Source organism: Paenibacillus mucilaginosus 3016, from assembly GCF_000250655.1.
Lineage (GTDB): Bacteria > Bacillota > Bacilli > Paenibacillales > NBRC-103111 > Paenibacillus_G > Paenibacillus_G mucilaginosus.
Map to the genome: position 1 here is coordinate 5,838,033 of NC_016935.1, position 19,305 is coordinate 5,857,337.

The following is a 19,305-nucleotide window of genomic DNA, read 5'->3' on the forward strand; positions in this document are numbered from 1 at the left end:
ATCTCGATTTCCTTCTATTGGAAGTTCTGTGTCCCACTTCCTGATTTATACCATACTATGATTTTGTGACATCGGCCATGGTTCGGGAGACCTTCCTCTCAGCCCCTCCGGTCTCGTGCTAAAATGTGACACCTTATGATCGGCAGGCGCCTCCATCCCGGTTGGAAGCGCTTAGCTGCGCCCCCGTCATCCGCAGACAGGGACGAACGGGAAAAAACCGACCCTCCCCGGGTCGGCTGCTGTCAAATCGGCAGGTCCTGCCGTATCTCTTGTGGCAATGTAAAGGGACAAAAGAACGAACGCTAGTTCCTGTTCCAGAGTCCAGGTTCCCGGGCTCCTTCCACCCGGATTACGCTCCGCCTTCACGCCGTCCCGGGGCACCGTGCGGCTTCGCCCTGGAAGCGGCTACAGGCTGGGTTTCTTCCAGCCGAAGTCGCCCTGGCTCTCCAGCTTGTCGATCTGTGCACAGATCTCATGCTGCCACTGCGTATCTCCCGTGAGCGAGGCGGCCAGCGACAGATTATATAATCCCGCCAGCTTCCGGGCATAGATGGCATTGTAATGCAGGCAGGCGGAAACCTCGGACTCTTCTTCTTCCGTGAGCTCCCTGGACTTCTGCAGCGTCCACAGTTCCGCCAGCCGCCAATGTACAGCAAGCATTCGCTTGATCCCTCCAGTGAAAATTCGGTGTCTTCACCAGTATGGACAGCGTGCCCCGCCTTTAGTCCGCCCCGTCCCATTCGGGCGGTGCGGCTCCCCTCCGCCCGAATGGGACGGGGGCAGCATCAGGCGGCAATAATTCCGTAAGGCTGCCCGAGCCGCCTTCAGCGGCCTGTGCTCCTTGCTGCTGGCGGCCAAGGCTTACCCGGAAAGCGCGCTGCGCACCGCCAGGATGTACTTCGCCTGGTCGAGCGGGTTCACGCCCCGCCTCGGCCGCTCCGCCCTCACGTCCGGAGGCGCCTCCTGGTAGCCGGCGAAGGAGGTCGAGAGCACCCCCCGGCCCTTCGTCAGCGACCCGAGGCGGGACGGAAAATCGAGAGAGGTGGCCACCGGCAGGAGGCCCTCCATCTCCATCCGGCCGCCCTGGCCGACCGACGTCTCGTACACGGCGCGCATCTCCGCCAGCTCATGCAGCAGCCGGCCGGCGGCCTCCTCCGGCGCCGAGAGCCGGAAGCGCAGCAGCGGCTCCAGCAGCTTCGTGCCGGTTGTCGCCAGCCCGTCCATGATGCCCATCGGCGTCGCCACGACAAAATCCAGCGGGTGCGTGTGCCACACGTGATGCTCACCCTCGAGCAGGGTCACCGACAGGTCGGTAACCTCCCAGCCGTACAACCCCTGAAGCAGCGCCTCCGGCACCCGCCGGGCCACCTCGTTCTGGTAGCTCTCAAGCAGCCGTTCCTCGCGGGCGAGCGACCTGTACCGCAGCCCGCTTCCCCTCTCGCCCGGCTCGATGAAGAAGCGCAGCACGGCCCAGCACGGCTTCGGCATCGTGTAAGCGACGAAGCCCTCGCCCGCGGAGGCCGGCGTCTCCTTGTAGATAACCGACGGCGGCCCGAAGGTGACCCGCTGGCCGAACCGGCTGTGAAGCAGATGGGTGAGCACCTCCATCTGGATCGGCCCCATCACCCGCACGTGGAGCTCGCGGTTCTCCGGAATCCACTGCAGATCGAGCAGCGGATCCTCGTCCGCCAGCTCCTGGAACGCGGCCACCACCGCCGGGTATGCCGCTTCGCTTTCCCAGTGCACCTGCACGGTCAGCAGCGGAACGGCCAGCGGCTGCACGCCGGGCACGTGGTCCGGCACCCCCAGGATGTCGCCGATCCGGGCGCGGCCGAGGCCGTAGACGGCGGCAATGTCCCCGGCGGTGAGCACCCCCCATATCCTCGGTCCTCTGGCCCTCGATCCGCCGGATCTGCGTGACCTTCTCCTGCAGGCCCCGGGTATGATTGTTCACGGTGTCCCGGTTGCGCAGCGTGCCGCTGTACAGGCGTACATAGGCGATGCGGCCCATCGCCGGGTCCTTGTCCAGCTTGAAGACGACGCCCGACAAGCCTTCGTCCGCCGGCGATGCCGGCGGGGGCAGCAGCTCACCTACCGCATCCAGGAGCTCGGCGATGCCGATCCCCCGCGCGGAGGCCCCGAAGAGCACGGGGAAGAGCTCCCCCCGGCGGGCCGCTCCGGCAATAACAGGCCGCATCTCGGACGGGGATAACCCGCCCTCTTCGAGATAGCGCTGGAGGAGCGCCTCCTCCCGCTCTGCCGCCGCTTCGGCCAGCAGGTCGAGATACGGCGTCACGCCGCCCTCCGCCTCCCCCTCGGCCTCCGTGATGCCGAGCAGATCGGCGCTGCCCGCGAAGCGCTCTTCCGCGCCCCGGGGAGCCTGGACAGGCACGGCCAGCGGCGACAGTGTGCGCCGCACCTCCTCCAGCGTCCGCAGGCCGTCGGCTCCGACCCGGTCCAGCTTGTTGATATAGATCAGCGTCGGGATGCCCAGCGCCCGCAGCGCTTGCCAGACCACTTCCGTCTGCGCCTGCACCCCTTCGACCGCCGAGACGACGAGTACCGCGCCGTCCATGACGCGCAGCGACCGCTCGACCTCGGAGAGGAAGTCGACGTGGCCCGGCGTATCGACGAGATTTACGTCAGTCCCCTTCCAGCCGTAACGCGTGACGGCCGCCCTCACCGAGATGCCGCGCTCCCGCTCCACGTCCATCCAGTCGGTCTGCGCCGTGCCGTCATCCACGCTGCCCGGGGTGCGGATGCGTCCGCTGCGGTAGAGCATCTGCTCGGTAGTCGTCGTTTTGCCTGCATCGACATGGGCGAAGATGCCGACATTGCGCAGCCCGCGCCCTCCTGCCTGTTGTTCTGTCCCTTGATTCATGAGGCTGATTGGCTCCTGTTCTGTTCTATTCGCTGCCGAACCATTCGTGAAGCAGCCGGTTCACCTCCGGCGCTTCTTCATGCTGCACCCAGTGCGTCGCCTGGGGGAACCGCTCCAGCCGGCCGCCGGAAGTGCAGTACTTCAGGCTCTCCCCCGCCATCTCGGGCAGCAGGAACTGATCCTGCTCCCCCCAGAGGATCAGGACAGGCACCGGGATGTCCCGGATGGGCGCGCGGCCCTTTTTCCGCCAGAAGCACCGGTACCAGTTCAGCATGCTCGTATAAGCGCGCGGCTGGTCCCAGGCCTGCCGGTACCGCTCCAGATCCTCTTCCGAGAAGGTGCCTTCCCTCGAGCTCTTCCGAAGCACCTCCGTAAGCGTTCTCCATCTCCCCCACTCGGCCGAGATTTCCGGCAGCCAGGGCAGCTGGAAGAACGCCGCATACGAGCTGCGCACCATCTGCCGCACCGAGGTGCGCACTTTATGGAACATCACCTCGGGATGCGGCACATTGATGATCGCTGTCCGGCGCACTTTCTCCGGGTAGAGCGCCGAGGTATACCAGGCGACCATGGCCCCGAAGTCATGGCCCGCAAGGTAAGCCGGCCCCCCGCCGGCTGCATCGATCAGGCCGGCAATGTCGGCGGCGAGTCCATTCATCGCATACGCTTCAATCTTCTCCGGCTTGCCGCTCCGTGCGTAGCCCCTCTGGTCCGGCACCCAGACCCGGTAGCCCTGGGCGGCGAGGAACGGAATCTGGCGCTTCCACCCGTACCAGAATTCCGGAAAACCGTGCAGCAGTACGACCAGCGGGCCGTCCTCCGGTCCGCTCGTGACCACATGGAGCCGGATGCCGTTCGTCTCCACATATCGCTCCGAAAAGCCTTCGGGAAGACCCTCCACGATCCTCACCCGCGGGCCGGGACCGCCTGGAAGTCGATCTCCAGGAAGCGGGTGACTTCCTTCTCCCAGCGCTCCGATACGAAGGCGGTATGTACAGGATGGGCATTGTAGGCCTCATAGGCCGTCCCGTCCGCAAAATCCATCGAGAATCCGTACTCGTAATCATTCTTCGGGGAGACTTGGCGGAACACCTCGAAGCGGGTGACCCCGGGGATCGAGGTCAGCTGCGTCCGGCCGTCCTCCAGGAACTGCTCGGCTTCCGGCGAGCCTGCGGCATGTTTCAGATTAAAGATCACCATATGGCGGATGGATGCGGATGTCATGATATGTTTCCTCCTCATGTGTTTTGGTATAATATGGATAGAGTTCCGGTGCAGTCTATGGATAAAAGCAGGGGTGAACAGGCTGCGGATCAGACCAGCTTCACCTGAGATCCGCCCGGCACTTCGACCACCCGGTCGTCGACCTGCAGCCACACGGACGAGGCGCTGGGGTTATGCACAAACGTGGAGTCTGCGGAGAAGCGCAGCCGGCGGAAATCCGCCATATAATCCACAATCTCGATATTGGTCGCGTACCAGATGTCCTCCCGGCCTCCGATATATTCGCAGAAGCGCTCGATGCGGTCCCAGTTGTTATCGTTGTCAAACTCATAGCTGTGCCCCCACACATACATCATGTAGAGATATTGCTTCTTGTGCAGCCCGGCGAACTGCTCGGCCAGGCTCATCAGCGGCCCGTTGTGGTGGCAGGTCGGCTTCCATTCGTGCCAGTCGTCCGGCATGCCGAAGCCTCCGGTGCTCTCCACCGTCCGGGAATACTCGATCCCGAGGAAGGGCAGCAGCTCCTTGATCTGCCGGCTGTAGGAGCCGTTCGGGTACGACATGCCCCTGACCGGGTACTGCACCAGCTGCTCGAGCCCCCGACGGTCCTGGGCGATCTCCTCCACGAGCTGCTCCTTCGGACTGCGCGCAATCGTCGGATGGGTCACCGTATGGGCCGATACCTCGTGGCCCCGGTACTGTGCTGCGATCTCTTCGGCGGCCAGACGGTCGCCGGTGCCGAGCAGCCCGGAATTCAGGTGGAATGTGCCTTTGATCCCATGCGCATTCAGAATGCCGATCAGCCTGCGGTCCGCCGCACGGCCGTCATCATAGCTCAGTGTAAGCACCTTGTGCTTCCCCTCCGGGAAGGTTACGACTACTTTGGGCATGGATTCGGTTCACCTCGAGTGGAATGGGTAGGATCGTTCGTCTGCAGCCCTCGTATGCGCGGGCTTGTCTGCTGCCGCTTCTTGGAGTTCATTCTATTATAAAACAGATCGGCGAAGATTTCATGAAACGCTTCAATGATCCGGCTCGCTCTCTCGAGCTGCTCTTTTCCGACCGCTTCGCTGCCCGGGTTGGCGTCCTGCCGGCCGTCTCCGCCCCCGGCTTGTTCCCTGCCTCCGACTCTGTTATGATAGGTTTTATGCCTTTTTTTCTCTTATCTTACTTGTAAAGGAATACATAAGTGATGAACCAAACGCACACCCGCATGCAAAAAATGCGGCAGCTCCTCCTCATCCTGCTGCCGATTCTCGTCACCCAGGTCACGATGTTCGCGATGACCTTCTTCGATACGTTCATGTCCGGCCATGCCGGGTCAACGGATCTGGCAGGCGTCGCCATCGGCGCCTCGATCTGGGTGCCGGTGCAGACCGGACTGACCGGCATCCTCTTCGCCGTCACTCCGATGGTCGCCCAGCTCGTCGGCGAGCGGCGCCAGGACCGCGTAGCCTTCACGGTCATCCAGGGTGTCTATGTCGCCGTGATCGTAGCGGCCGCCGTGGCGGCGGCAGGCTTCTTCGCGCTCGACCCGATTCTGGACCGGATGAGCCTCGAATCGTCCGTCCGGGAGATCGCCCGCGGCTTCCTGACGGCCATCTCCGCCGGGATCCTGCCCCTGTTCGTCTATACCGTGCTCCGCTGCTTCATGGACGGGCTCGGGCAGACCCGCATGTCGATGATGATCACCCTGGTTTCCCTGCCCGTCAATGCGGGCCTCAACTACCTGCTCATCTTCGGCAGCCTCGGCTTTCCGCGGCTCGGCGGTGTCGGTGCGGGCGTGGCGTCGGCCATCACCTACTGGGTGATCTGCCTGATCGCCGCTCTCTTCATCGCCCGCTACCGCCCGTTCGCCGAATACCGGGTGTTCGGCCGGCTGTACGGCCTGTCGCTCCGGGCCTTCGGCGAGCTGCTGCGCATCGGGGTGCCGATCGGCTTCGCGATCTTCTTCGAGACAAGCATCTTCGCCGCTGTGACGCTGCTCATGAGCGAGTTCCAGACGGTCACCATTGCGGCGCATCAGGCAGCCCTGAACTTCGCCTCGTTCCTGTATATGATCCCGCTCTCGATCTCGATGGCGCTGACGATCCTCGTCGGCTTCGAGGCCGGAGCCCGCAGGGAAGCGGACGCGCGGCAGTACAGCTATCTCGGGATCGGGTCCGCCCTCGGCATGGCCGTGCTGTGCGCCGTCGTGCTCCTGCTCTTCCGCGGACCGATCGCCGCAATCTACACGTCGGAGCCGGAGGTGCTGGAGCTCGTCGAGCACTTCCTGCTCTACGCACTGTTCTTCCAGCTCTCCGACGCGCTCGCCGCCCCCATTCAGGGCGCCCTGCGCGGCTACAAGGACGTCAACGTGACGCTGGTCGTGGCGCTCGTCTCCTATTGGGTGATCGGCCTGCCTGTCGGCTACTGGCTCGCCCACACGGAGCTCGGCGCCTTCGGCTACTGGATCGGCCTCATTACCGGCCTGGCCTTCGGTGCGGCCGGCCTGTTCACCCGCCTCGTCTACGTGCAGCGCAGCCGGGCGCGGGAGCAGGCCGCCTCTTAAAAGGACGAGGCGCCGCAGTGCGCGTCGTTGGATCATAATGCAAAGAACACCCTTCGACGTGGAGGGTGTTCTTTGCTTCTGCAGCCATGAACCAAGAATCAGTGGACCGTACCTGGCATCATTCTTCTCGCGTTAAGTAAATTCTCTGCCGCTGCAAGACTTTATATCGACTGCAAGACATTATATCGACGCATCCGCATTTCGGCAAGCGAATCGGCGGGCCAGCTTCGCGGCACTTCTATGGGCATCGGGACAGCGGGCCCCTACTCTCTTCATTCAAAATATAAAGGAACTATAATGCCTTATTCGATGATTTCCCATCATTTCCCGGCACTTAGCGGAACTCAGATGTGTTATTGGGGTCCTTTTCATCAAAAAACAGCCTCAAATCTGGTAATAGCGAACCTCAGTTCCTCTATATTTAACCAAGCTCTTTCGCAAACAGATATAACGCATCGGATTTCCGCTATTTCTGATTTCTCCTATGAGTGCTTCGCCGCTTGCCTGCCCGTGACTGCGCCGGGGGCTAGCTGTTAGCGTCAGGCCGCGGCGCCGGCACATAGGAGCTATCAGCTCTCAGCGTCTGCTCAGCACTCGATGCCAGACCTCGACGCCAGACCTCGGCATTAGCCCTTGGCATCAGCACTCTGCCAGTACTCAGGGTTAGCACTCGAGGTCCGACCTCAGCGTCTGCACTCGCGCCTGCACTCAGCTCCTGCACTCAGCTCCTGCACTCAGCTCCTGCACTCGCACCTGCACTCGCGCCTGCATTCAGCGTCTGCCTTCAGCGTCTGCCCTTGCGTCTGCCTCGCGCTCACCCTCAGCGTCTGCCCTCAGCGTCTGCCCTTGCGTCACCCACAGCGCCTGCCCTGGGCATCAGCACTCGGCGTCAGACCTCAACGCTGCCTACGGCGTCAGCTTCGGCAGCGCCGGGATGCTCTGCGAGCAGTCGCCGTTCAGCGGCAGGTTGCGGCAGACGTACTGGCCCGCGCTGTTCTCGGTGGCCGCGCCCGCCGGCGCCGGCTGGTGGACGCGCTGCTTCCACAGCTGCCAGAGCATGAAGCCGTCCGAGGCTTTGCCCTTGTTCTTGATGTATTTCACCATCGTCTCCACATTGTAGTACTGGACGGCCATGTTGTTCTGGCCTGTCAGCATATCGGCGTCATACACGGTCCCGGCCGGCGCCTCCACCTCGAGGATCGCACCGCCGGCGCCCTCGGGCGCAATCTGCATGCCCATGTTGATGACGCCTCCATAGATCGCACGGTAGGATTCATAGCTCTCCCGGGGATCAAAATAGTCGCCCGCATCATAAGACATCAGATTGATCATATCAATCTTGCTGCCGTGATTTTTGACCACCGTGTACATCGTGCCGCCGAACGGAGAGCCCCACTGCACTTTGCCTTCTTCGAACGGCGTGCCCTTTACATAGTAGGCTCCCGTGGACCAGCCGGCGATCGAAATCTTGAGCCCGGCGCTGCGGGAAGCGATCTCGCTGTGCAGCGATGCGATGATGCCGCTGATCTCCGCATCCTTGGTGCAGGAGAAGGCTGCCGCATCCCCTTTGTTGCAGACGCTCGAGCTCGACTCCCAGTCGATGTCCACACCTGAGGCTCCGAGGTCGAGGGCCAGATCGACGACGCGCGGAGCGCTGAAGCGGGACCACTGGTCGCCCTGGCTGTAGGACCATCCTCCGACCGAGACCCAGACCTCCGTGCCGCGGGCCTTCAGCGCAGCTATCGCACTGCGCAGATCCTGAGACTGCTGGGCGGTGAACTTTTTCTGGCCGGTGGTCGCAGCCGCTCCTTCCACGAATTCAAAGCCTGCGACCGCCTGATCGAACTGGTACGAGCCCTTGACATACGCCGTGTCGGGACGAGCAAACGATAGGTTGACGTTCGTGATGTAATTCGGGATATTCTCCGGCTTCAAGTCATAGATGCTCGTATTCCACGTGCTCGCATAGGCCACAAACCTGCGCGGGCCGGGCGGCGTCCCCGGACCCTGCCCGGTCACTGCGGTCACGGAGGCGCTCGCGGAGGAAATATTGCCGGCGGCATCCTTCGCCTTCACCGTGAACGTATACGAGGTGCCGGCGGCCAGGCCGCTGACTGTCGCGGACGTTCCGGTTACGGAAGCGGCAGGCGCCGAACCGCGGTACACCTCATAGCCGGTTACCCCCACGTTGTCGGTCGAAGCCGTCCAGCTCAGCGTAACGGACGAGGAGGTGACGCCGTTCACCTTGAGGCCGGTCGGAGCGGTTGGGGCCGTCGAGTCGGCCGTGGATGCCGGACTCGTCGTGACGGTGACGGCGGCGCTCGCCGCCGAGACATTGCCCGCGGCATCCTTTGCTTTCACCGTGAACGTGTACGGCGTATTCGCCGCGAGCCCTCCGACCGCCGCCGATGTGCCGGCAACAGCGGCCGCAAGCGCCCCACCCCGGTACACCTCATAGCCCGTTACGCCCACATTGTCCGAGGACGCGGCCCAGGCCAGCGTGACGGAGGAGGATGTCTTCGAGGATACGGTCACATTCGCCGGCACGGTCGGTGCCTGGGTGTCGGCTCCGCCGCCGTTGTCCCCGCCGGTGATGTCCTTCCACAGGGCGGGAACGTTCGGCGGCTCCCAGCCGGTCAGTGACGTATGATTCTGAAGGCATTGATACGACTTGCCGCTGTAGGTGACCTGGTCGCCCGCCTTGTAAGCGGTGTTCGCCTGCCAGGGCGCCGCCGCACCGAGGGTCTGAGCGGGGGCCAGTGGAATCAGGCTGAGCAGCAGGACGGCAATAAGAGCAAGAATCAGGGCTTTCGGCTTCGTGCGCTGCCGGATCATGAAGGAACACGCTCCTTTGGGATTCATTTTGGGATTCCATATCTCATGGACCGCTCCTCTATTATTGGATAATTCCCCCAGATCTTTAAGGTGGAAATACCGACAATCAGGGGATAAATATCGCTCATCCGTGCTGCGGCCGGCCCGCCATTCCCCTGGTCCTCCAGCGTTCGTACGTGTTCCGGCAAATCGGAGCCAAGCCGGTACGAGCCCGCATCTCTAGACCTGCAGCTCCGAACTTTTGCATCTGCGAACCTCCACTTGCTAACCTGCAGCTCCGAACCTGCAATCTCCGAACCCATATCTCTGAACCTGCTCCCCGAACCACCCTCTGAACCTGCTCCCCGAACCACCTTTTTACCCGCACCAAAAAAGCCCGGGATTTCTCCCGGACTTCTGGAACCCATAACAATGTCATCGGCAGCCTCTGCCGGCCAATGGCCGATCAGCCTGCCTGCCCTTACCCCTGAAGCGCCTGCAGCTCCTTCAGCCGTACGCCCTGCGGCAGCACCGCTTCGATCCGCTCCCGAACCTGAGCGCTTTCGGGGCGCTGCTCGGCAAAGACCGCCACGATCCCCCGATCCTCGCGCGAGCGGATCAGCCGTCCGATCCCCTGCCGCAGCCTCAGCAGCATGTAAGGCAGCTCCACCTCTTCGAAAGGCGAGGCGGAGGCGGCCCGCTTCACCATGAAGACCGGATCATGCGGAGGGAACGGCAGCGACCAGATGATGACGTTCGAGAGCGACGGGCCCGGCACATCGAGGCCCTCCCACAGCGAGACGGCGCAGAGGACGCTCTCCTCGTCGGACTGGAACTCTTCGATGAGATGGCTGATCTCCGCATCGCCCTCGAAGAGGAAGCGCAGTCCGGCACAGCCCGGCTGGCCTGCGATCTCGCTCTTGAAGCGCCGCAGCTCCTCCTTCGTGGTGAAGAGCACGAGCGCCCGGCCCGCCGTCCGCTGGAGCAGCCGTGCGGCCGTACCGAGCTTCTCGCCGAAGGTCCCGCCCTCTGGCCAGACCGGGAACAAGGCTTCCATTTGGTCCTCGTAATCGTAAGGAGACGGCACGGAGAAGGACAGATAGCTGCGGATGCCGAGGCTGTCCGCCACATAGTCGAACGACCCGTCGACGGAGAGGGTCGCGGAGGAGAAGACGACCGGCATCTTCGCCGAGAACACCTGCTCCCCGAGCACCTCCTTCACCGTGCGCGGCATCAGACAGAGCGTCAGCGCCTCTCCGGCGCCTTCCGCCCAGCAGATCAGCGTATCCGGGGAGTCGAAGAGGCGCAGCGCCCGCTGCATCATCTCGAGATGCTCCTCTACGATGCGCAGCTGGTACTCGTTCAAGGTGTAGAGCTCCCCCTCGAACACCAGCTCTTCCTCGATGGCGGTGAGCACGCTGCGGAAGCGGCCCACCTCCCGCAGCAGCGCGGGACTCAGCTCGATGCGCATGCGCTCGGAGCCCGGGATCGGCCGGGTCTGACGCTCCAGTTCGCGGAAAAGAACTTCACTGCCGTCGATCGCTTCGTCGATGAGCACCGCCAGCGTCTCGCGGATCTCCCCCTGCAGCAGCCGGACGATCAGCTCTTCGAACACCGCATGCTTCAGCCGGTACGTCAGCGCCTTCTGGGCCGCCGTCTCGAGCAGGTGCCCTTCGTCGAAGACGACGGAGCTGTGCTCGGGCAGCAGCGGCAGCTGCCCTTCCCGCTTGCGGCTGTCGGCGGTCCACACATGCTCCATGTAGAAATCATGCGAGCAGATGATGACGTCCGCCGACCGCCGGTAATGATCGCGCGACAGCCGTCTGGCCGCAGCGGTGCCGCTTCTCGCACACGAAGCAGTCCTGGAAAGCGTCCCAGCCCACCCGGCCCCACTGTTCGTCGGTCAGGTGCGGATAATGCTTGCGGTCGCCGTAGGGGTGGAACGACTGCATCGCCCCATTCGTGCGGACGAAGTCCGGCAGCCCTTCAAAGACCTCCTCGAAGAGCTCGCCGTCCTCATCCCGGAACCGGGCTTCGTCGAGCTTCATGAGGCAGAGGTACTGGTCCGGCGACTTGCCGAGCCGGGCGTCGATCGCCAGATCCAGATGCTCGGCCAGCTTGGCGACATCTCCGCCCGGCTTCACAAGCTGCTCGATCAGCGACTCGTCCGCGCAGGCGATCACGGCAGGCTTGCGGGTATATCTCGCATAGCAGACCGCATAGAGCAGGTAAGCGAGCGTCTTGCCCGTACCCACGCCCGCTTCCGCGAAGATGATCTTTTTGTCCGCATAGGCTTTCTCGAGCTGGAAAGCCATATAAATCTGCTCGTCGCGGACCTCGAAGCCCGCCTCGGGCAGGATATCGTAAAACACATCCGCCACCCATTCCCCTACCTGTGCGGCAAAGGGACGGGACGGATCAAACGCAAAAGGGTACCGCTCCACTATCAATCGTTCCTCCATGACCTAAGAATCGTGCAACGGCTATGTATTCGACACCCTGTACGGTCATCCCTGCCGAACAGGCTCAATCCTCCTCCAGTTCCTGCCGGTAGAGCCGGATGCACAGGTACCCGAAGATAAAAAACATAAGGTAGGTGGACAGCAGCAGCAGTTCCCCTACGAAATGGACGATAATATTCGAGAACCAGACCGAGCAGAAGGTGAGCACAAGCACAATACGGAACCGCTTTGACATCGCCGGCTGAACGTGCCTGCGCACCACCGTGAATCCGAGACGCAGGGACAGCATGGCGTAGGACATCAGGAAGATCAGGAACGCGAAGAACCACTCCTGATGCATGATGCCGCTGGCCAATGCGATCGAAGCCCGGTCCATCTGGTAGTCGTTGACGATCATCGAGGTCACATTCTCCATAAAGACGGCAATGCCGTAAGACAGCGTGACCATCATGAACGAATCGGTGCGGCTCAGCTTGAACAGCCGGTGCATACAGAGCGTGGCGACACCGATCTCCACAGGCGCATTCAGCATGTGAAAGTACTCATGGATCTCCATGAGCTGGATCAGCGCCCAGGACAACGGGGTCATCAGCCCGACCGTAATCAGCATGGGCTTCACATAGGTATGAAACTTGATCCGGAAAAAGGCAAGAGCGAGCATAAATATACCGATCCAGGTGACGAAGAAGAAGGCGGCTAACGGCAAATTATCCAAGAGACTCTCTCCCATTGAATTCAGAGTTATGAGTCTTAAGGCATGTATATATGCGACTATAAGACCCTGGTAAGGATATTATTCGACATGATTCTATGAAATCCTCTTCCGAGGTCTCCAAAATTCGTCCCATATTTATCCTCTACCCTACCCTCTTCCCCGAGACCGGCTGCTATGAACCTTCCTTGCCCGGAATTCCCTCGACCGGCACCCATTCATACAGTGACCTGACCTCGCAGCCCAGCGTGTCGGCGATGGATACGGCCACCTGCAGCGGCATGATCCTTGTCATGCTGATATAATCATACAGCTTCTCCGGCTTGTAGAACAATTTGCCGGCCAGCTCCTCCACCTTCAGTCCCCTCTCGTTCAACCGCTCCTGCAGCAGACAGGCCCGGGCCTCCAGTTTCAACGCCATCTCCTCCTTTCACCTGCTTCCCTTCGGCTACCCTTCGTTACCGGCTTACCTTCATTGCGCGGCTTCCCTTCCTTACCCGGCTTCCCTTCATTGCCCGGCTTCCCGCTTTACCCGGCTCCCATCTTGTGCCGCTCTAACCTTAACCTTTCCATTGTTTCCAGCCTCGGAAGAATTATCCTTCCCCTTATGCCCTCTTGCCCCCTACGGATTCGCACATACCCAAAAAGACGGCACCGCCGGGATGCCGTCTTCCGTCTATCGCTGTGTTGTCTATAGCTGGGTTATCTATTGCTGTGCTCCATTTCCGTAAGGATTGTCTCCTCCACCGGCCGAAGGCTTACTTGGCGTCGAGCGCACTGCGCAGGCCGTCCCCGATGAAGTTGAAGGACATGATCGTAAGGAAGATCATAAAGCCGGGGATAAAAGGAAGCCACGGCGCTTTCATCAGAATCGTCAGATTCTGGGCGCTCTGCAGCAGGTTGCCCCAGCTTGCGGCCGGAGGCTGAATGCCAAGGCCGAGGTAGCTCAGCGTCGATTCGGTGAGAATCATCGTGCCCATCTGCAGCGTGGCGGAGATGATCACCGGTGCGAGGCTGTTCGGCAGGATGTGGACGAAGATGATCCTCGCATCCGACATCCCGATCGTCCGGGCCGCCTCGACGAACTCCCGGTTTTTCACCGTCAGAATCTGGCCGCGGAGCAGCCGCGCCTTGCTCATCCAGCCGAAGACCACGAACACGAGGATGATATTGAACAGGCTCGGCCGCAGCAGGGTCACCACGGCGATCATGACGAACAGGGACGGGAAGGCGAGCATCATATCGACGAAGCGCATGAGCACGGCATCGACCCGGCCGCCGTAATAGCCGGCCAGTGACCCGACCGTGACGCCGATGATGACATTGAGCACGACGGAGACGATGCCCACCGACAGCGACACCCGGGCCCCGTAGAGTACACGGGAGAACAGGTCCCGGCCGAGATCGTCGGTGCCGAACCAGTGCGCTGCGCTCGGCGGCTTGAGCCGGTTCAGCAGATCCTGCTCCGCCGGGTCGTGAGGGGCGATAACCGGCGCCAGCAGCGCCAGCAGGACCAGAATGATCATGATGACCAGGGACGCCATCGCCATCTTGTTGCGCTTGAACCGGGCCCAAGCCCGGTTTTCCTTCTTGGACGGGGCCGCCCCCGGCGGGACAGCTCCAATGGCTGCTTCCATAAGACTACCCCTTCGCTTCTTTAGTCGTATAGCTGACGCGCGGATCCAGCAGCGCGTACGAGATATCGGCGAGTATGCTGCCGAATACGTAGAGGAAGGCCGAGATCGTCGTGATGGCGAAGATCACCGGATAATCCCGCTGGAATGCCGCCTCCGTGAAGAGGCGGCCCATGCCGGGGATGGAGAAGATCGTCTCGACGATCAGCGTGCCGGCGAACAGCCCCGGCAGGGACAGGCCGAAGAGCGTCGCCAGCGGAATCAGCGCGTTGCGCAGGCCGTGCACCCCGAGCACCCTGGCGTCCCGCAGGCCCTTGGCCTGCCCTGTGCGCATGTAATCCTGGTTGATAACCTCGAGCATGCTCGATCGGACATACCGGGTCCAGACGGCCACTTCGCCGCAGACGATCGTGAACAGCGGCAGCACCAGATGCTGCAGCCGATCGGTCAAGGAGAAGCTGCCGCCCACGGTCTGCAGGCCGCCGGATGGCAGCACGCCGAGCTTCACCGAGAAGAACATGATGAGCATCAGCCCGAGCCAGAAGGCGGGCACCGACATGCCCACGAAGGTCATGGACGAGACGAACCGGTCAAGCCGCGAATCCACCCGCAGCGCGCACAGGATGCCGAGCGGCAGGGCGATCAGCAGCGAGATCGCCATGCTCGTGACTGTCAGCAGCAGGGTATTCGGCAGGCGGTCGAGAATCAGGTCGCTCACCGGCTGATTCTTGAGGAAGGAGGTGCCGAAGTCGCCGGTGACCATGCCGCTGACCCATTTCCAGTACTGGACATACAGCGGCTGGTCGAGCCCGTAGGTACGGACCATGTTTTCCTTATCGGCCGTCTTGATGGTCGGGTCCTCCATGAACGCCGACAGCGGGCTGCCCGGCGCCATGTGGATGATGGCGAACGAAATGATCGTGATGCCGATGAGGATCGGTATCGCATTAAGAAGTCGCTGCAGCACGTAGCGGGACACGGGATCCCCTCCTGTCGGTCGTAGTAGAGCGGTCCGTACCTCTTCTTACTTCGTGAAGTACCATTTCTCCACTTCCCTCAAGGAATCGCGCGCCGGGTTGAATCCTTCGAGGTTCGCCGGGTACGCGACCGTGGTCGTCGGGGAATACAGGAACGTGTACGGCTGGTCCTCGGCGATCAGCGCGTCGATCTTGCCGAGGAGCTCCTTGCGCTTGTTCGTATCGAAGGTCTGCAGATCCTCGTCGATCAGCTTGTCGACTTCCGGATTCTTGTACGTGACATTATTGAGCCCGTGCTCGATCTCGGCGGAATGCCAGATGCCCTTCGGGTTCGGGTCGCCGCTAATGTTCCAGCCGTAGAAGATCGACTCGAACTGCTTGCTCTGGAAGTTCTTCGAGAAGGCCGAGCCTTCCACTACCCGCGGCTGCACCGAGATTCCGATTTTTTTCAGCTGCTGCTGGATGACCGTGACGGCCTTCTCGCGCACCTTGTTGCCCTGGTTCACCTGCATCTCGAACTCGAACTTCTTGCCGTCCTTGTCGAGGATCGTATCGCCGTCCGAATCCTTCCAGCCGGCTTCGGCGAGCATCGCTTTGGCCTTCTCGGCATCGAACGGGAACTTCGGCACGTTCTCCGTATAGCTCCAGTAGGTCGGCGGCGTCTGGCTGTGGACGATCACCCCCTGGCCCTCCTGCACCCCGTCGACGATCCCCTGCCGGTCGATGGCCATCGTCAGCGCCTGGCGCACCTTCTTGTCCTGGAACAGCGGGTTGGTCAGATTCCATGCGACATAGAGATAGGTCGAGGATTTGATCCCCTTCTGGAGCTTGATCTTGCCCGACGTCTTCGCATACTGCTCGATGACGGCCAGGTTGTCCGCCGGCACCGTACTGGCATTGACTTCCCCGGTCTGCAGCTGCGCCATGATGGAATTGGCGTCCGGAATGATTTTCACCGTTACCTTCTCGACAGCCGGCTTGCCGCCGTAGTAATTCTCGTTGCGCACCAGACGCAGGTACTGCCCCTGCTTCCATTCCTCGAGCTTGTAGGGGCCCGAGCCGACCGGCTGCTTGATGAACGGTGCCTTGTCCATGTCCTTGACCGGGGTCTCGCCCAGAATGTGCTTCGGCAGAATGTTATAGGCCATGAGGTCGATGAAGCTCGCGAAAGGCTGCTTGAACGTGAACTTGATCGTCGCCTCGTCGACCTTCTCGACTTTGGCCAGCTGTTCGAAGACCCCTTTGCGCGGACCTTTATAGTCCGGACTCAAGGCGACATTATAAGTAAAAACGACATCGTCGGCCGTGACCGGTTGGCCGTCCGTGTACTTGGCGTCGGTGCGGATCTTCACGGTCATCTCCTTCTTATCTTCCGAAAAAGTGGGCTGGCCGACCGCCAGGTCCGGATCGAGGTCCTGCTTCGTGCTGTAGTGGTACAGCGAGCTTGTCACGAGATCGTTGATCTCGCTGGATGTCGTCGTCGTGGCCCACAGATCGCTGAAGCCCTGCGGATCGGACAGGTAGGCCCAGATGATCTCGCCGCCGTCCGTTTTCTCCTTCTTGGCTTCGGCTGCAGGGGGCGTCTGTTCCCCGGCAGGCGGAGCCGTTGTATTCTCGCCGGACGTACAGGCGGACAGGAGCACGGCGGCGGACAGGAGGGCGGACAAAGCGGCGGCAGGACGGGAAGAACGAAGTTTCATGAACATGTCTCCTATCTATGTATGAATGGGGTATAGCTCGCGGATACAGACGGGCAACGGTTCTCACGGCAGCCTGGTGTGGTGATGGGATCAGGAGTGTGCAGCGCATCCATGTCCGGATTCAAGAGACGGACAGCGGGGCGGATTCGATCGTTTCGGCAAAATGGCACGCCGCAAAATGGCCGGGCGCCGTCTCGCGGAAGGCCGGCGTCTCGATGCTGCAGCGCACCTCCGCCGCCGGACAGCGCGGGTGGAACGGACAGCCGGAAGGCGGATTCGCGGCGCTCGGCACCTCACCCCTCAGGAGGATACGCTCCCTCGGCCGCTCCACGTCCGGCTCGGGCACGGAGGTGAGCAGCGCCTTCGTGTAAGGATGCCTGGGCCGCAGGAACAGGTCGTCGCGCGAAGCAAGCTCCACGATGCGCCCGAGGTACATGACCGCCACACGGTCCGAGATATGGCTGACGACGCTGAGATTGTGCGAGATGAACAGGTAGGAGATCTTCGTCTGCTCCTGCAGGTCCCGCATCAGGTTGACGATCTGCGCCTGGATCGAGACGTCGAGCGCCGATACGGGCTCGTCCGCCACGATCAGCCGGGGCTGCAGCGCAATCGCCCGGGCGATCGCAATCCGCTGCCGCTGTCCGCCCGAGAATTCATGGGGATACAGCGAAGCGGCTCCCGCGCCGAGGCCCACCAGGTCCAGCAGCTGCTCCGCGCGGGCCATCGCTGCGCTGCGGCTCAGCTTGTCCTGGACGATCAGCGGCTCTGCCACCGTTTGACCGACGGTCAATCGGGGGTTCAGCGAGGCGTACGGGTCCTGGAACACGCACTGCATCTGGCGGCGCAGGGGCCGCAGCTCGCGCTGGGACATGCAGCCGATCTCCCGGCCGCCGAAGCGGATTTGGCCTTCGGTCAAATCGAGAAGGCGCAGCACTAGCCGCCCTACCGTGGACTTGCCGCAGCCGGACTCCCCCACGATGCCGAGGGTTTCGCCCTCCTGCACGGTGAAGCTGACCCCGTCCACCGCGCGGACCTGGCCGGCGCCGGCGCCCTTGCCGTAAGGGAAGCTTTTTTTGAGATTCGATACTTGGAGCAGCGGTTCGCTCATGGACATTCCTCCTCTGGGCTGGAACGGCTCAAGATGTTGCTGCTATGCAGCGCACTTCGTGCGAGGGCCCGATCCCCTCCAGCTTCGGCATGGCATCGCGGCATTCCGGGCGGACGATCGGACAGCGGTCCGCGAACCGGCACCCCGGGCCGTGGCTTCCCGGCGGCGGCACGCTGCCCGCAATGGGCACGAGCCGCTCGGGCCCCCCGTGCATGCGCGGCGTCGACTGCAGCAGCCCCTGCGTATACGGATGCCGGGGCGAGGTGAAGAGCGTCCGCACGTCCGCCGACTCGACAATCTGGCCCGCATACATCACAATGACCCGCGACGCCATCTCCGCCACCACCCCGAGATCATGGGTGATGAAGAGCACGGCCATCTCGCTCTCGCGTAGGAGCTCCCGCAGGAGATCGAGCACCTGCGCCTGGATCGTGACGTCGAGTGCGGTGGTCGGCTCGTCGGCGATCAGCAGCTCGGGCCGGCAGGCCATCGCCATGGCCAGCATGACGCGCTGCCTCATCCCGCCGGAGAGCCGGTGCGGGTACTCCCGGCAGATGCGCGCCGGCTCCGGGAAGCCGACCCGGCGCAGCCACTCTTCGGCCGAAGCCCGTGCAGCCGCCTTATCCGTCTTCAGGTGGCGGACGATGCTCTCCGTGAGCTGGGTGCCGATCGTGAGCACCGGATTCAGGGAGGTCATCGGCTCCTGGAAAATCATCGAGATGTGCCGCCCCCGGATCTGCGACAGCTGGCGCTTCTTCAGGCCCACCAGCGACCGCCCGTGAAACCGAACGTCCCCTCTCGCGATCGCTCCCGTGCGGGGGAGCAGGCCCATGATGGAGAGCGAGGTCATGCTCTTGCCGCAGCCCGATTCGCCGACGAGCGCGACGACTTCGCCGCGGCCGATCCGGAAATCGATGCCGTCGACGATCGTCACCTCCCTGCGCTTGTCCCGGATGACCGTAGTGAGGGATTCAACCTCCAAGATGCTTTCGGACAATACGAACACCTCGCTTATGGAATGCACGATCGATACGTAATGTATCATTCGCAATAGAGAGATTCTTAAGATTGTTTGGATTGTTGAGAATCTTAAGAAAATTTAAAATATATATGGCCTATTGTATAAGCTGAGGAAGAAATTGTCATCAAGATTTTTATACTTTTGGGAATATTCAGGAGGTCAATACAACGCCAAAAGGACACAGGATTCCTCCTGCGCCCTCCGTTTCCCCCATGCCG

Annotated in this window: 15 protein-coding genes and 1 pseudogene; 1 reads left to right on the forward strand and 15 read right to left on the reverse strand. The window is 62.1% G+C overall.

All coding sequences use genetic code 11. From position 1 onward, the window contains the following. Window positions 1-405: 405 nt before the first annotated feature. The 6 genes from PM3016_RS23830 to PM3016_RS23850 all read right to left on the reverse strand — a co-directional run bounded on the left by PM3016_RS23830 (window position 406) and on the right by PM3016_RS23850 (window position 4,995). Window positions 406-660 carry a DUF7667 family protein gene (locus PM3016_RS23830; protein ID WP_014371261.1) on the reverse strand — a complete coding sequence of 85 codons (255 nt, stop codon included), beginning with the start codon at window positions 658-660 and terminating at the stop codon, window positions 406-408. A 201-nt stretch (window positions 661-861) separates the two neighbouring features. Further along, entirely contained in the window at window positions 862-1,488 is a 627-nt protein-coding gene (locus PM3016_RS40155) for a hypothetical protein (RefSeq protein ID WP_337999608.1), read from the reverse strand. Further along, a complete protein-coding gene (locus tag PM3016_RS41180) occupies window positions 1,385-2,881 on the reverse strand; it encodes a GTP-binding protein (protein WP_337999609.1) in 1,497 nt (498 codons plus the stop codon). Before PM3016_RS41180 ends, PM3016_RS40155 begins: the two co-directional genes overlap by 104 nt. A 25-nt stretch (window positions 2,882-2,906) precedes the next feature. After that, the gene (locus tag PM3016_RS23840) at window positions 2,907-3,791 is read right to left on the reverse strand and encodes an alpha/beta fold hydrolase (protein WP_014371263.1); all 885 of its coding nucleotides are present in this window, start codon (window positions 3,789-3,791) and stop codon (window positions 2,907-2,909) included. Beyond that, on the reverse strand, window positions 3,788-4,105 hold the full coding sequence (locus tag PM3016_RS23845; protein ID WP_013919167.1) for a Dabb family protein: 318 nt from the start codon (window positions 4,103-4,105) through the stop codon (window positions 3,788-3,790). The genes PM3016_RS23840 and PM3016_RS23845 overlap by 4 nt, the downstream gene beginning before the upstream one ends. Before the next feature lie 89 nt (window positions 4,106-4,194). Beyond that, on the reverse strand, window positions 4,195-4,995 hold the full coding sequence (locus PM3016_RS23850; RefSeq protein WP_013919168.1) for a polysaccharide deacetylase family protein: 801 nt from the start codon (window positions 4,993-4,995) through the stop codon (window positions 4,195-4,197). 302 nt (window positions 4,996-5,297) lie between these two features. On the opposite strand from PM3016_RS23850, the gene PM3016_RS23860 reads away from it, so the two are divergent. Beyond that, window positions 5,298-6,656, forward strand: a complete 1,359-nt coding sequence (locus tag PM3016_RS23860) for an MATE family efflux transporter (RefSeq protein WP_014371264.1) — start codon at window positions 5,298-5,300, stop codon at window positions 6,654-6,656. Between the two features lie 906 nt (window positions 6,657-7,562). On the opposite strand, the gene PM3016_RS23865 is transcribed toward PM3016_RS23860, so the two are convergent. From PM3016_RS23865 to PM3016_RS23910, 9 genes and pseudogenes are all read right to left on the reverse strand, one after another. After that, window positions 7,563-9,491 carry a fibronectin type III domain-containing protein gene (locus tag PM3016_RS23865; protein WP_014371265.1) on the reverse strand — a complete coding sequence of 643 codons (1,929 nt, stop codon included), beginning with the start codon at window positions 9,489-9,491 and terminating at the stop codon, window positions 7,563-7,565. Window positions 9,492-9,951: 460 nt separating this feature from the next. Next, a pseudogene (locus PM3016_RS23875) lies at window positions 9,952-11,914 on the reverse strand (ATP-dependent DNA helicase). Window positions 11,915-11,996: 82 nt separating this feature from the next. Continuing rightward, complete coding sequence (locus tag PM3016_RS23880; protein ID WP_013919173.1) at window positions 11,997-12,647, reverse strand: hypothetical protein; 651 nt, start codon at window positions 12,645-12,647, stop codon at window positions 11,997-11,999. A gap of 172 nt (window positions 12,648-12,819) precedes the next feature. Beyond that, complete coding sequence (locus PM3016_RS23885) at window positions 12,820-13,059, reverse strand: helix-turn-helix domain-containing protein (protein WP_013919174.1); 240 nt, start codon at window positions 13,057-13,059, stop codon at window positions 12,820-12,822. A 343-nt stretch (window positions 13,060-13,402) separates the two neighbouring features. Beyond that, window positions 13,403-14,281: an oligopeptide ABC transporter permease gene (gene opp4C / locus PM3016_RS23890; RefSeq protein ID WP_013919175.1), complete on the reverse strand. Its 879-nt coding sequence runs from the start codon at window positions 14,279-14,281 to the stop codon at window positions 13,403-13,405. A 4-nt stretch (window positions 14,282-14,285) separates the two neighbouring features. Beyond that, complete coding sequence (locus PM3016_RS23895; protein WP_014371267.1) at window positions 14,286-15,257, reverse strand: ABC transporter permease; 972 nt, start codon at window positions 15,255-15,257, stop codon at window positions 14,286-14,288. 45 nt (window positions 15,258-15,302) lie between these two features. Beyond that, window positions 15,303-16,955, reverse strand: coding sequence for a peptide-binding protein (locus PM3016_RS23900; protein WP_014371268.1), 1,653 nt, complete (start codon window positions 16,953-16,955; stop codon window positions 15,303-15,305). Window positions 16,956-17,076: 121 nt separating this feature from the next. After that, the gene (locus tag PM3016_RS23905; RefSeq protein ID WP_014371269.1) at window positions 17,077-18,066 is read right to left on the reverse strand and encodes an ABC transporter ATP-binding protein; all 990 of its coding nucleotides are present in this window, start codon (window positions 18,064-18,066) and stop codon (window positions 17,077-17,079) included. 28 nt (window positions 18,067-18,094) lie between these two features. After that, window positions 18,095-19,111: an ABC transporter ATP-binding protein gene (locus PM3016_RS23910; protein ID WP_013919179.1), complete on the reverse strand. Its 1,017-nt coding sequence runs from the start codon at window positions 19,109-19,111 to the stop codon at window positions 18,095-18,097. Window positions 19,112-19,305: the final 194 nt, after the last annotated feature.

Bases quoted from the DNA above. Each gene is read 5' to 3' on its own strand.
- PM3016_RS41180 (WP_337999609.1), bottom strand. From the start codon at position 2,881: ATGAATCAAGGGACAGAACAACAGGCAGGAGGGCGCGGGCTGCGCAAT.
- PM3016_RS23905 (WP_014371269.1), bottom strand. From the start codon at position 18,066: ATGAGCGAACCGCTGCTCCAAGTATCGAATCTCAAAAAAAGCTTCCCT.
- PM3016_RS23830 (WP_014371261.1), bottom strand. From the start codon at position 660: ATGCTTGCTGTACATTGGCGGCTGGCGGAACTGTGGACGCTGCAGAAG.
- PM3016_RS23845 (WP_013919167.1), bottom strand. From the start codon at position 4,105: ATGACATCCGCATCCATCCGCCATATGGTGATCTTTAATCTGAAACAT.
- opp4C (WP_013919175.1), bottom strand. From the start codon at position 14,281: ATGGAAGCAGCCATTGGAGCTGTCCCGCCGGGGGCGGCCCCGTCCAAG.
- PM3016_RS23865 (WP_014371265.1), bottom strand. From the start codon at position 9,491: ATGATCCGGCAGCGCACGAAGCCGAAAGCCCTGATTCTTGCTCTTATT.
- PM3016_RS23900 (WP_014371268.1), bottom strand. From the start codon at position 16,955: ATGAAACTTCGTTCTTCCCGTCCTGCCGCCGCTTTGTCCGCCCTCCTG.
- PM3016_RS23860 (WP_014371264.1), top strand. From the start codon at position 5,298: ATGAACCAAACGCACACCCGCATGCAAAAAATGCGGCAGCTCCTCCTC.
- PM3016_RS23910 (WP_013919179.1), bottom strand. From the start codon at position 19,111: ATGATACATTACGTATCGATCGTGCATTCCATAAGCGAGGTGTTCGTA.
- PM3016_RS40155 (WP_337999608.1), bottom strand. From the start codon at position 1,488: ATGCCGAAGCCGTGCTGGGCCGTGCTGCGCTTCTTCATCGAGCCGGGC.
- PM3016_RS23850 (WP_013919168.1), bottom strand. From the start codon at position 4,995: ATGCCCAAAGTAGTCGTAACCTTCCCGGAGGGGAAGCACAAGGTGCTT.